The sequence below is a fragment of the Streptomyces sp. 1114.5 genome (assembly GCF_003635085.1).
Classification (GTDB): Bacteria; Actinomycetota; Actinomycetes; order Streptomycetales; family Streptomycetaceae; genus Kitasatospora.
This window is the reverse complement of the sequence record NZ_RBXE01000001.1, coordinates 4,773,424-4,785,599: the sequence shown is the minus strand read 5'-3', so window position 1 is coordinate 4,785,599 and position 12,176 is coordinate 4,773,424. Positions and strand designations below refer to the sequence as shown.

At 73.2% G+C, this 12,176-nt stretch carries 11 protein-coding genes; 7 read left to right on the top strand and 4 right to left on the bottom strand.

Annotation, left to right across the window (positions count from 1 at the left end; translation table 11 throughout):
- Positions 1 to 141 precede the first annotated feature (141 nt).
- Complete coding sequence (locus BX285_RS21270) at positions 142 to 1,035, top strand: hypothetical protein (protein WP_121176449.1); 894 nt, start codon at positions 142 to 144, stop codon at positions 1,033 to 1,035.
- A gap of 55 nt (positions 1,036 to 1,090) precedes the next feature.
- On the top strand, positions 1,091 to 1,594 hold the full coding sequence (locus BX285_RS21265) for a GNAT family N-acetyltransferase (protein ID WP_097239440.1): 504 nt from the start codon (positions 1,091 to 1,093) through the stop codon (positions 1,592 to 1,594).
- A gap of 108 nt (positions 1,595 to 1,702) precedes the next feature.
- Here the strand turns inward: BX285_RS21265 and BX285_RS21260 are convergent, their stop codons facing one another.
- Positions 1,703 to 2,344, bottom strand: a complete 642-nt coding sequence (locus BX285_RS21260) for an L-threonylcarbamoyladenylate synthase (RefSeq protein ID WP_097239439.1) — start codon at positions 2,342 to 2,344, stop codon at positions 1,703 to 1,705.
- Between the two features lie 220 nt (positions 2,345 to 2,564).
- On the opposite strand from BX285_RS21260, the gene BX285_RS21255 reads away from it, so the two are divergent.
- Entirely contained in the window at positions 2,565 to 2,906 is a 342-nt protein-coding gene (locus BX285_RS21255; RefSeq protein WP_097239438.1) for a hypothetical protein, read from the top strand.
- 11 nt (positions 2,907 to 2,917) lie between these two features.
- Here the strand turns inward: BX285_RS21255 and BX285_RS21250 are convergent, their stop codons facing one another.
- On the bottom strand, positions 2,918 to 4,375 hold the full coding sequence (locus tag BX285_RS21250) for a threonine/serine exporter ThrE family protein (RefSeq protein WP_259470618.1): 1,458 nt from the start codon (positions 4,373 to 4,375) through the stop codon (positions 2,918 to 2,920).
- Positions 4,376 to 4,868: 493 nt separating this feature from the next.
- On the opposite strand from BX285_RS21250, the gene BX285_RS21245 reads away from it, so the two are divergent.
- From BX285_RS21245 to BX285_RS21230, 4 genes are all read left to right on the top strand, one after another.
- Positions 4,869 to 6,692, top strand: coding sequence for a phospholipase C (locus BX285_RS21245; protein WP_183107122.1), 1,824 nt, complete (start codon positions 4,869 to 4,871; stop codon positions 6,690 to 6,692).
- A 224-nt stretch (positions 6,693 to 6,916) separates the two neighbouring features.
- Positions 6,917 to 7,141 carry a hypothetical protein gene (locus BX285_RS21240; protein ID WP_097239435.1) on the top strand — a complete coding sequence of 75 codons (225 nt, stop codon included), beginning with the start codon at positions 6,917 to 6,919 and terminating at the stop codon, positions 7,139 to 7,141.
- A gap of 157 nt (positions 7,142 to 7,298) precedes the next feature.
- A complete protein-coding gene (locus BX285_RS21235) occupies positions 7,299 to 8,387 on the top strand; it encodes an AI-2E family transporter (protein WP_259470617.1) in 1,089 nt (362 codons plus the stop codon).
- 81 nt (positions 8,388 to 8,468) lie between these two features.
- Positions 8,469 to 8,804: a GNAT family N-acetyltransferase gene (locus tag BX285_RS21230; protein ID WP_257032942.1), complete on the top strand. Its 336-nt coding sequence runs from the start codon at positions 8,469 to 8,471 to the stop codon at positions 8,802 to 8,804.
- Between the two features lie 125 nt (positions 8,805 to 8,929).
- On the opposite strand, the gene lpdA is transcribed toward BX285_RS21230, so the two are convergent.
- On the bottom strand, positions 8,930 to 10,336 hold the full coding sequence (gene lpdA / locus BX285_RS21225; protein ID WP_097239432.1) for a dihydrolipoyl dehydrogenase: 1,407 nt from the start codon (positions 10,334 to 10,336) through the stop codon (positions 8,930 to 8,932).
- Between the two features lie 289 nt (positions 10,337 to 10,625).
- The gene (locus BX285_RS21220) at positions 10,626 to 12,137 is read right to left on the bottom strand and encodes a M28 family metallopeptidase (RefSeq protein WP_398900988.1); all 1,512 of its coding nucleotides are present in this window, start codon (positions 12,135 to 12,137) and stop codon (positions 10,626 to 10,628) included.
- Between the last annotated feature and the right edge of the window lie 39 nt (positions 12,138 to 12,176).

The window sequence follows — 12,176 nt, the reverse complement described above, 5'->3', positions numbered from 1 at the left end:
GGCAGCCGACCCGGTGTCAGTGAGTTCTGTCGCCGGACCCGCATGACAAACGTCACCGGCGACGGCCGGAGGAGGCGCGGAGCGCACGGCCCGTACCATGGCGACCTTCGGAACGACGGTGTGTGGAGAGGAACGAAACACGTGCGCGGGGGCGAGCTGGTGGGCGGTCTGGGGCGGTTGGTCGGAGCGGCGGCCGGAGCGGCGGCGGGGGCCGCGGCCGAGTTGGGCGAGGCCGGGCGGCAGGCCGTGCTGCGGGGCGGTCGGGCGGCGGCGGGCGGGCGCTGGGCGCTCACGGCCCTCGGCTCCGTCCCGCCGCCGTCCGTTCCCGCCACCGACCCGTGGAAGCTGTCGGTGGGCACCCTGATCGGCCGCCACCCGCGGACGCCGACTGTGGTGCACAAGCTGCTCGGCCTCCTCGACGGCCTCGGCGCCGTCCACCTGGGGCCGACGGAGGTCGGTTTCGACGGCGAGGAGATCGCCTGGGACAAGGTCGTGGAGATCCGCACCCGCAACGCCTTCGAGGTGCTCACCACGACCGCCCTGGAGCAGGAGGTGGACCGGGTCCGCGAGTTCCTGCCGCCGGTGCCCGGCCGCAAGTGGGTCGTCACCAAGGCCGGCGAGGCACTGGCCACCATCGTCCTCGCCGCCCTCGAACGCGGCTCGGTCGACCAGCGCCTGGACGAGCTGACCGTCCCGGCGCGGATCGTCCACCGCGGTCTGCTCGGGCGCCCGCGGACCCTGGACGCGGGCGTGTTCGCCGCCGCCGTACTGGTCGTCACCGCCCAGGCCGGCGAAAGCCTGGTCGCCACCGCCCGCAAGCGCGGCATCCCCGTACTGCCCGCCGAGCCCGCCACCGAACCGGGCCGGGCCGGGCACGTCGCCACGCTGCGCGAACGCACCGACTCCGTCGCCCGGTTGCTGGGCCGCATCGAGCAGAGCGGCCCGCAAGCGCCGGAGGCCGTGGAGACGGCCGAGCGGCCGCGCCTGTCGCTCGACAAGACCGCGGGCGAGGACGGCCGGGCGCTGCAGGATTGATCCCCGCAGCATTAATCCCTGCAGGTCGGAGCCGCCCTCGGTTACTCTCCCGCCCATGACTTGGCTGCCTGCGGATTTCGTCCATCCCGTCCACGTCCCGCTGCCGGGCGGCGGCTACCACCTGCGTCCGATCTCCGGGGCCGACACCGAGCTCGACTACCCGGCGGTGATGGGCTCCCGGGAACGGCTCTGGGCCATCTACGGCGAGGCCTGGGGCTGGCCCGCCGCCACCATGACGTACCAGCAGGACCTGGACGACCTGGTCCGGCACGAGCGGGAGATCGCCGCTCACGTGTCGTTCAACTACGCGCTGTTCGACGCGGCGGAGACGGCCCTGCTCGGCTGCGTCTACATCGACCCGCCGCAGAAGGCCGGTTCGGACGCCGAGATCTCCTGGTGGGTGGTGGACGACCGGGTCGGCACCGAGTTGGAGCGGGCCCTGGACTCGCTCGTCCCCACCTGGATCGCCGAGGAGTGGCCCTTCCGGCGGCCCTGCCTGATCGGCAGCGAGGTCTCCTGGCAGGAGTGGCTGGCCCGGCCCGCGGCCGCCGGTGCGTAGGCCCGGACAGGCCCTGGAGGCCTGAACGCGCCTGGCCGGCCCGGGATGCGGCCGGCCAGGCGAACACGGACGTCCCGACGCTCGACCGGCTGTGCGGGTCCTGATCCGTCAGCGCTCCTGCAGGTCCGGGACGACCTCGCGCAGGCGGTCGGCGCCGATCGCGCCGGCCCGCAGCAGGACGGGCACCTCGCCGGTGATGTCCACGATCGAGGAGGGCACGGCGGCCGCCGTGGGGCCGCCGTCGAGGTAGACGGCCACCGAATCGCCCAGCATGCCCTGGGCGGCGTCGCAGTCCTGCGGGGAGTCGTGGCCGGTCAGGTTGGCGCTGGAGACGGCCAACGGCCCGGTGGCGTCCAGCAGTTCGATGGCGACGGAGTGCGCGGGCATCCGCACGGCGACCGTCCCGCGGGTCTCTCCGAGGTCCAGCTCGACCGAGGCCAGGTGACGGGCGACCAGGGTCAGTCCGCCCGGCCAGAACGCGGCGACGAGTTCGCGCGCCCGCGCCGTCACCTCGACCAGGCCGTCGAGGGCGTCCGGGGAGCCGACCAGCACCGGCGAGGGCATGTTCCGGCCCCGCCCCTTGGCCGCCAGCAGGCGGGCGACCGCCTCCGGGGAGAAGGCGTCCGCACCCACTCCGTACACCGTGTCCGTGGGCAGCACGACGAGTTCGCCGCGGCGCACCGCCGCCACGGCCTCGCGCAGCCCGGCTGCGCGCTCGGACGGGTCCGAGCAGTCAAAACGACGAGTCATCAGGGATCTCCACCAGCGGGCGATCGGCCCGCACCGTTCATCCGGCCCGGCCACCTCACCGACCGGGCACGACCTGGTCAGACTACCGGGCCGGGCGCCGCTCCCCCGCCGGGCCCTCACCGGGCGGCCCTCCTCCGCCGGTCGGGTGGAACGGGAGCGGTCGTCACCCAGCGTGCCCGCGCCGGGAGCGGACGGCGGCGGGCGGACGTAGGTTGCGGACATGACCAGTGACGAGACGATCCCGGCCGTGGGAGTGCGCCCGCTGGACGAGGTGTTCGCTGCGATCGACACCGCCAACCGACGGCCCCGGCCGTGGACGGGCTTCGAGCACGGCGTACTGGGGGCCTACCGGTGGGCGGCCGGCGCTCAGGTCGCCGCGCCCGTCACCGCCGTCGCCGCGGTCGGCGCGAACGGTCCGTGCCGCGCGCAGCTGCTGGCCGAGTGCCAGGCCGCCGCGGTGGGCCTGCGCCGGGCGCTGGCGCAGGAGGCCGACCACATGTACGTCCTCGGGGCCCACCAGGCGCTGGCCTGGCTCTGCGGGCTGCACGAGGACTGCCCCTGACGAGGCCCCCCTCACCGCCGGTGACGGCCGCCCTGGCGACGGGGCGGCGGCGCCGGACGCGACGCGGGGAGGAAGAGCCGGGCCAGCTCGCGGCCCAGGTTCACGCCGATGGCCAGGGCCATCGCCATCGCCGCGGCGCGCCCGATGCCGCTCAGCCCCGTCTCGGGCTGGCCCCGGACGAAGGCGAGCATCCCGAAGTACAGCACCGATCCGGGCAGCAGCGGCCCCAGCGCCGCCGTGACGTGCGGCAGCGCGGAGCTTCCCCGGCACCGGGCCATCAGCTGGCCGGACAGGCCGACCAGCCCGGCGGCGAGGCCGGTGGCCAGGATCGGCTCGACGCCGGCGTTGGCCAGCACCCCGTACGTCGTCCAGCCGGCCGCGCTGTTCAGCATGACCGCGGGCAGCGTGCCCAGCTCGGTGTTCAGCAGCACCGCGAACGCGAGGGTGAGCAGCACGGCCGCGGCGAGCTGCAGCGGCGGGTTCACCGCTGCCGCCGGGACGTCCTGGGCGGCCAGGTCCGCGCCGTTGTTGACGCCGACGTAGAGCACCGTCATCACCCCGATCACCACGCCGGCCATCAGGTAGAGCGCTTCGAGCAGGCGCGCGGCGGCGGTGAGGTAGAAGCCGGCCAGGCCGTCCTGGGCCGCGGCGACCATCGGCCAGCCCGGCAGCAGGGCGAACAGCCCGCCGGTGATCACCACCGATCCGCGCAGGTGCAGGCCGTTGAAGGAGAGCAGGATGCCGATCACGGCGGCCGGGGCCGCGGCCACCACGAACTGGTAGAAGGGCGGGAGGTCGTGGCGCGCCACCAGCGCCGAGAGCCGGTCGCCCGCCAGGGCCGCGACGACGGCGCTGGCGAACACCAGCCAGGCCCGGGCGTCGGTGCGGCCGCCGACCAGCAGCGTCGCGGCCCCGGCCAGCAGGCCGCAGCAGAGCAGGAGGACCCGGACGGAGTAGCGGCGGTCGCGCCGGTGCACGGCCACCAGGCGGTCATGGGCGTCGCGGACGGCGATCCCGCCCGCCGTGATCTCGGTGACCAGCCGGAAGACCGCGGCCAGCCGCGCGTAGTCCCCGGCCGGGCGGCGGACCGAGCACTCGGCCGTCAGCGGCGGCCCGGAGGAGCCCGGCTGATAGGAGATCGACACCCGGGTGAAGGTGACCTGCGGGTCGCAGGGATGGACCCGGTAGGCCCGGGCGACGGCGAGCATGGCCGCCTCGACGTCCTCCGCGGCCTCGCCGCTGGCCAGCAGCAGTTCGCCCACCAGCAGCGCGAGTTCCAGGACCCGAGCCGGCTCGGCGGTTCCGGGCGGCTCCGCGCCGGAGGGGGCCGGCGCCAGCCGGCGGTCGGCGGTGGGGGTGCGCAGCAGCGGCAGCATCCGGTCGGGCCAGGGGGCCTCGGCGTCGCCGTCGGCGGGCCCCGGCCGGTCGCCGTCGATGGGGACCTCGGGTGCCGGGGCCTGCTGCGGCACGCGCTCGGACCGCCTCGGACGGTCTTGCGGACCGGCAGGCGCGCCGAGCTCATCCTGTTCCGACATCGCGACTCCCTGACCCCACCCCCTTCCACCCTCTGCCGCTGATCAACTACCCGGAGTGATGGTTCCATGAACGCCCGACACCCCCGCTCACCCTCCCGAAACGGAGTGCGACAGGCCGTACACGCCCCATTCCCGGGCCGACAGGCTGCGGGACTGCGACGAGGGTTTCGAGCTCGGCCCGGCGGCCGGGCCGGCCGGAATCGAGGCCGCCCTCCTCGGCTGACGGGCCGTCGGCCGTCCGACGCACTCGAACCGTTCGGAAGCCGCAGGGCTCCGCCTCGGACCGCCCCGATTTACCTTGTGTTCACGTGTACATGCAAATAGCGTTCACCTCGCTTGTCTAGCTTCATGCCGCCCCGCCGCCGGAGATCCACCAGGTGGGGCACCTGATTCCGACACACCTGACCCGATGTTCGAGGTACACCCCATGCACGCAGTACCCGCCCGCACCCGGTGGCTGCGCCACGGCGCCGCCCTGGCCGGCGCGGTCTCGCTGACCGCCTTCGCCGGCGCGCCCGCGGCCTTCGCCGCCGACGGCCCGCAGACCGCCACCCCGATCAAGCACCTGGTGGTGATATTCCAGGAGAACGTCTCCTTCGACCACTACTTCGGCACCTACCCGAACGCGGCCAACACCGCCGACGACAAGGTGAAGTTCACCGCCAAGCCGGGCACTCCGAAGGTCGACGGCCTCTCCGACGACCTGCTCCACCACAACCCGAACGGGACCAACCCGAAGCGGCTGAGCCCCGCCCAGGCCGTCACCTGCGACCAGGACCACACCTACAAGGACGAACAACTCGCCTTCGACGGCGGCAAGATGGACAAGTTCGTCGAGCACACGGACGTCGAGAACTGCAAGGCGCCGATGTTCACCCAGCCCGGGCTGGTGATGGACTACTACGACGGCAACACCGTCACCGCCTACTGGAACTACGCCCAGCGCTTCGCGATGAGCGACAACTTCTTCGGCACCAACTACGGTCCCTCCACCCCGGGCGCGCTCAACCTGGTCACCGGCCAGACCCACGGCGGCTACCCGGTCGACCCGAAGACCGGCCAGAAGACCACCGACGCCTACGTGGTGTCCTCCCCGGACGCCAACGGCGTCGGCACCGTCATCAACGACCCCGACCCGGGCTACGACGACTGCTCCAACCCCCAGCACAACCAGCTGGTGATGACCGGTCGCAACGTCGGCGACCTGCTCAACGACAAGGGCGTCAGCTGGGGCTGGTTCCAGGGCGGCTTCAAGCCGACCGGCGACAAGGACGGCAAGGCCGTCTGCGGGGCCGCCCACGCCAACATCGTCGGCGCCCAGCAGACCGACTACAACCCGCACCACGAGCCCTTCCAGTACTACAAGTCCACGGCCAACCCGAAGCACCTGGCTCCCAAGGACGCGGACGAGATCGGCCACGCCGGCCAGGCCAACCACCAGTACGACCTGACCGACTTCGACACCGCCCTGCAGCACGGCAACCTCCCCGCCGTCAGCTACCTCAAGGCCGCCAACTACCAGGACGGCCACGCGGGGTACTCCGACCCGCTGGACGAGCAGCACTTCGTCGTGGACACCGTGAACAAGCTGCAGAAGTCCAAGGACTGGGCCTCCACCGCCGTCGTCATCGCCTACGACGACTCCGACGGCTGGTACGACCACAAGTTCGCCGAGCCCGTCAACGGCTCCCGCGACGCCGCCAACGACAGCCTCGACGGCGCCGGCCAGTGCGGCAAGGACGCCGGCTGGGGCGGCTACGCCGACCGCTGCGGCTACGGCCCGCGACTGCCGCTGATGGTCCTCTCGCCGTACGCGAAGGCCAACTTCGTGGACCACGCCCAGACCGACCAGACCTCGCTGCTGCGCTTCGTCGAGGACAACTGGAAGACCGGCCGGATCGGCGACGCCTCCTTCGACGAGCACGCCGGCTCCATCGAGGGCATGTTCGACTTCAAGAACCCGCAGCCGGCGACCCTCGTACTCGACCCGACCACCGGCCAGCCGGCCGGCGCGGCCACCCCGACCGGTCCCGCCACCTCCTCCGGCGGCTCCTCCGCCGCCCCGGCCGGCCCGGCCGACGGCTCCGGCAGCGCCGTCGCGGCGCCCAGCAGCAGCGCGACCGGCCCGGCCCTGGCCGTGACCGGCGCGGACTCCGGCACCCTGCCGATCGCGGCCGCGGCCGTGGGGCTGCTGGCGGTCGGCGGGGGCGCGGTGTTCCTCGCCCGCCGCAGGCGCGGCCGCCGCGCCTGACAGCCCGCCCGGCGCGCACCCGACGCACCGACACACCTGACGCAACCGGCACCGCCGGGCCCTCCCCCGGGCCCGGCGGTGCCCGCCTGTCGGGGGTCGTTCGCCGGGGTCCAGCGGTGAGGGCAGCCGGCCACAACCATCCCACCGGGCCCGGCCCGGTGGCCGACCGGGAGCCGCCGCGGTTGCATGGACTGACCGAGCCCCAGCGATCCGGAGGTAGCGCCGTGTACGAGATGTGGGCCGAGCACGACCCGGCGGTGTCCCCGCCCGCCGTCGTGTGGCACGTGGTGGCGAAGGACGACTCGACGTCATCGCTGTGCGGACGGTTCCTCGAACCGTCCCAGCGGGTCATCCCGGCGGGGGACGGCGCCGACCCCGCAGGGCCGGACCGGTACTGCGACCCCTGCCTGGTCACCGTGCGCGAGGCCCTGGCGGCCAGTGCCGGCTAGCGGCGGTCCGGAACGACCTCCGGCCCGACCTCCGGCGCGGTCTCCGGCACGACCTCCCCGGCGGGCCGTACCGCTCGGCAGCCGCCGTCCCCGGGCGGCACCGGGGCGAACCGGCCCCGGGCCGGCCCGGGGGCGGCGGGCGCCGTCCGCCGAACGGGTGCCCTCCGGGCTGCGGACGGCGGCCGGCTACACCTGGCGGCTGGGGCTGCTCGGCCTCGGCGCCTACCTGGTCGTCGACGTGCTCGCCCGGCTCGAAGTGCCGGTCGTCGCGCTGTTCGTGGCGCTGGTGATCACCTCGGTGCTGCGCCCGCTGGTCGACCTCTGCGCCCGGCTCACGCCCCGCTCGCTCGCCGTCGCGCTGGCCCTGCTCTGCTCCGTCGCGGTCGTCGCCGGGGTGCTGACGCTGGTCGGCACGACCGTCGCCGCGGAGTGGGGCCGGCTGAGCGACGAGCTGCGCGGCGGCCTCGGCCGGATCGACCACTGGCTCACCGGCGCCCCCTTCCACCTGCGCCCGGGCACCGTCACCGACCTGCGGGCCAAGATCGGCGCCTTCATCTCCTCCCACCGCTCGACCCTGGTCAGCACCGCGCTCAGCGGCGCCGGCCGGGTCGTCGAACTGGTCACCGGGCTGGCGCTCGCCGTGTTCTGCTCGGTGTTCTTCCTGCACTCCGGCGACCGGATGTGGACCTGGGCCCAACGGCAGCTCCCGGGCGACAGCCGTACCGTCTGGGACCGCACCGGCCGCGCGGCCTGGCGGACCTTCGCCGGCTACACCCGCGGCGTGCTGATCGTGGCGGCCAGCAACGCCGCGCTGGTCGGCATCGCGCTGGCCGTCCTGCGGGTGCCGCTGGTCCTGCCGCTGATGGTGCTGGAGTTCGTGGCGGCGCTCATCCCGCTGATCGGCTCGCCGATCGCCCTGGCCGTCGCGTCCGTGGTCGCCCTGGCCGCCCGCGGGCCGGTGACCGCGCTGCTGGTGCTCGCCCTGATCGTGATCATCGGCCAGATCGAGGGCCACCTGCTGCACCCACTGGTGCTCGGCTGGTCCGTGCGGATCCACCCGGTGGTCATCGCCCTGTCGGTGGCCGGCGGTGCCGTACTGGCGGGCATCCTGGGCGCGGTGGTGGCCGTGCCGGTGGTCTCCGTCGCCTGGGCGGTGCTCGGCGAGCTCCGCGCCCAGGACGACGGCGGTGACCAGGACCGGGGGCGGGGGGACCAGCGCCAGGGGGGTGACCAGGACCGGGGGTGACCAGGGCCGGAGCGGCCTGGCAGGATGCCGATGACCGACGTCGGAGACACGACACCCCGGACGACCGAAGGGCCCCCCACCGTGACCACTTCCGCCAGCACCGTCGTCGAGCGCGCCGACGACCGGAACCGGTACGAGATCCTCGTGGACGGCGAGCTCGCCGGCTTCACCGAGTACCGGGACCACGAGGAGCAGCGCGTCTTCTACCACACCGAGATCGACGAGGCCTTCGCTGGCCGGGGCCTCGCCTCCGTCCTCGTCCAGGAGGCGCTCACCGACGTGCGCGCCGCCGGGAAGCGGATCGTGCCGGTCTGCCCGTACGTCGCCAAGTTCCTCCTCAAGCACGAGGAGTTCGGCGACCTCACCGACCCGGTGACCTCCGAGGTCGAGGCCTGGCTGCGCACCCAGCTGTCCTGACCCAGGGCCTGTCCGGCCGTGCCCCGCCGAGCGACTGCTCGACGGGGCACGGCCCGGCCCGTCCGGGCGCCGGGTGCGGTACCGGTTCCGGTGTCAGGCCCGGCGCCGGTTCCGGTTCCGGTGCGTCACATGTTGATCATGTGCCCGGCGAGGCCGTGGATGGCCTCCTTGACGGCCTCGCCCAGGGTCGGGTGGGCGTGCACGTTGCGGGCGACCTCGTGGACGGTCAGGTCCCACTGCTGGGCCAGCGTCAGCTCCGGCAGCAGCTCGGTGACCTCGGGGCCGATCAGGTGGGCGCCGAGCAGCTCGCCGTACTTGTTGTCGCTGATGACCTTGACGAAGCCGATCGGGTGGCCGAGGCCGTGCGCCTTGCCGTTTGCGGTGAACGGGAACTTGGCGACCTTGACGTCGTAGCCCAGCTCGCGGGCCTGCGCCTCGGTGTAGCCGAAGGAGGCGATCTGCGGCTGGCAGTAGGTGGCGCGCGGGATCATGGCGAAGTCGACCTCCATGGTCTCCGCCCCGCCGATGGTCTCGGCGGCGATCACGGCCATCGTCTCGGCGGCGTGCGCGAGCATCAGCTTGGCCGTCACGTCGCCGATCGCGAAGATGTGGTCGACGCTGGTGCGGCCGCGGCCGTCCACCGCGATGGCGTTGCGGTCGGTCAGCTTGACCCCGGTGTTCTCCAGGCCGTAGCCGTTGACGCGCGGCGCGAAGCCGATCGCCTGGAGCACCTTGTCGGCCTCCAGCACCTTCTGCTCGCCGTCCTTGGTGACGGTGACGCGGACCTTGGCGTTCGGGTCGCTGTCGTCGATCGACTCGACCCGGGTGGAGGTCAGCACCTCGATGCCCAGCTTGCGGTACTGCTTGGCGAGTTCGGTGGAGACCTCGACGTCCTCCAGCGGCACCACGCGGTCCAGGAACTCGACGATGGTGACCTTCACGCCGTAGTTGTGCAGCACGTACGCGAACTCGACGCCGATCGCACCGGCGCCCGCGATGATGATGCTCTCCGGCAGCTGCTCCGTGAGGATCTGCTCCTCGTAGGTGACCACGCGGTCGCTCAGGCTGGTGCCGGGCAGCAGGCGGGTGGTGGCGCCGGCCGCGATGATGCAGTGGTCGAAGGTGACCACGTCGAAGCCGCCGCCGCTGAGCGCGACCTGGAGGGTGTGGTCGTCGACGAAGGTGCCCCAGCCGTCGTACTCGGTGATGCCGTTCTTCTTCATCAGGTAGTGGACGCCCTTGACCCGGCCGTCGGCCACCGAGCGGCTACGGCGGAACGCCTCGCCGAAGTCGAAGGTCACCTGGCCCTCGACCTTGATGCCGAAGGTCTTGGCCTCCTTGGTGAAGATGTGGGCCAGCTCGGCGTTGCGCAGCAGGGCCTTGGAGGGGATGCAGCCGACGTTGAGGCAGACGCCACCCCAGTACTTGGCCTCGATGACGGCGACCTTCAGGCCCAGCTGTGCCGAGCGGACGGCGGCGGTGTAGCCGCCGGGGCCCGCGCCGAGGACGACGACGTCGTAGTGCGTGCTCATGTTGCTGACTCCTCCGAGGGTGTCACGGTCTCGTGATCTCGGTCCCATGGTGGCAGGACCGCGCTCAGCGCACCCACCGGGTCTCGGCGGAAGCGCTCCGCGCGACCGTACAGGCCCCGGGGCCGGATTGTCAGGGGTCTCCGCTACGGTGACCGCACCGGCGCCCACCAGGGGCGATGACGGAGGGGAGGGAGGAGCGGATGGCTGCACCACGTACGGCGGCAGGCGGTGCGTGTACGGCGGGCGGGTGGGCCCGCCGCCCGAGGACGGCAGCGGGCCCACCCGGGCGTCAGGCCGTCACCCCGTGGGCGTGGCCGCTCACCCCGGTCCCGGTCGGTGCCTGAGCGGCCGGTGCCGGAGCGGCCGGGCGCTGGGCCGGTACGGGCTGCTGCAGCGAGGAGAGGTCCCAGGCGTACGTGCCGACGGCGTGGGCGATCACGTCGATGTTGACGTCGAAGGCGTCCATGTCGATGTTGGCCAGGTCGTCGCAGGCCTTGTGGTAGCAGGAGTCATAGGCGCTGCCCGGCGTGCCGCCGTAACGGTCCGCCTGCTCGGGGGACTTGATCTTCTCGGCGCCGGTGTCGGTGCCGCCCGCCGGGATGCCCGCGTCGATGAACGGACCGTAGTCGGAGCGGCCGTCGAAGGCGGTCGGGTCGTGCGGCAGGCCGAGGCCGTCCAGGTAGCCGGTGATGTCCCGCTCGATCTGTGCCGAGCCCGCGGGGCCGGCACCGCCGCCGGCGCTGCCGGAGCCGTTGTAGACGAACTGCGCGTAGTTGGGGGATGCGATCATGTCGAAGTTGAGGTAGAGCCGGATCTTCTTCCGATCCGCTTCGGAGAGTGAGTTCACGTACGCCTCGGAGCCCTTGAGGCCGAACTCCTCGGCGGACCACCAGGCGAATCTGACCTTGTTCTTCACCGGGTGGACGCCGAGGTTCTGCGCGACCTCAAGGATGCCGGCCGAGCCGGAGCCGTTGTCGTTGATGCCGGGGCCGGCCGGGACGGAGTCCAGGTGCGCGCCGACCATCACGGTGTTGTCCGGGTCGCCGCCGCGGGTCTCCGCGATGATGTTCCAGGTCTTGCGCGGCTCCATGAAGGTGCGGATGTCGAGGGTCACCCGGACGGGCCCGGTGGCGGCCTCGGCGGCCAGTGCCTCGCCCGCGGCCTTGGTGATCCCGCCGGTCGGGACCTTCCCGGCCGTCGGGTCCCCGAGGGTGCCGTTGAGGTCGCCGTCGGCGTTGTTGTAGATGAGCGCGCCGGTCGCGCCCGCCGCTGCGGCGGCGGCCTGCTTCTGGGCGAAGCTGCACCCGCCGCGCCGGATAAGCGCGATCCTGCCGGCGAACGCGCCCGCCGGGTAGTCGGTGGCTGCGCAGCCGGTGGTGGCGCCGACCGGGACGACGGCCAACTCGGCGGTGAGGCCCGCGTCCGGGCCGCCCACCGAGTAGGTCATGGCGATCACCGGCACCGACTCGGCCTTCGGGGACAGCACGTCGAGGCGCTGCGCACGGGCTTCGAAGAAGGTGTACTCGAACTCCTGCTTGGAGACCTTGAGTCCGGCCCGCCGGGCCTGCTCGTAGACGTACTGCGCGGACTGGTCGTGCCCCTTCGAACCGGCCACCCGGGTACCGCCGTTGCGGTCGGCGATCCGCTGCAGCGCGGCCAGGGTGTCGTGGGCGGTCTCGGCGTCGCTGGCCTCGACCAACCGGGCGGCCAACCGGGCCGCCTTGCGTGCCGGATCCGGGTCGGCGGCGGCGCTCCCCGCACCGGCCAGCAGTAACGGTGCGACCAGCGCGGCCACGGTCAGTGCGGCGCCCGCGGTGCGCCGGGTGACGGCGGTGCGCGG

What these genes read in the sequence shown, in the direction of transcription:
- BX285_RS21260 (WP_097239439.1), bottom strand. Translation starts at nt 2,344, where the DNA reads ATGACTCGTCGTTTTGACTGCTCGGACCCGTCCGAGCGCGCAGCCGGG.
- BX285_RS21245 (WP_183107122.1), top strand. Translation starts at nt 4,869, where the DNA reads ATGCACGCAGTACCCGCCCGCACCCGGTGGCTGCGCCACGGCGCCGCC.
- BX285_RS21265 (WP_097239440.1), top strand. Translation starts at nt 1,091, where the DNA reads ATGACTTGGCTGCCTGCGGATTTCGTCCATCCCGTCCACGTCCCGCTG.
- BX285_RS21255 (WP_097239438.1), top strand. Translation starts at nt 2,565, where the DNA reads ATGACCAGTGACGAGACGATCCCGGCCGTGGGAGTGCGCCCGCTGGAC.
- lpdA (WP_097239432.1), bottom strand. Translation starts at nt 10,336, where the DNA reads ATGAGCACGCACTACGACGTCGTCGTCCTCGGCGCGGGCCCCGGCGGC.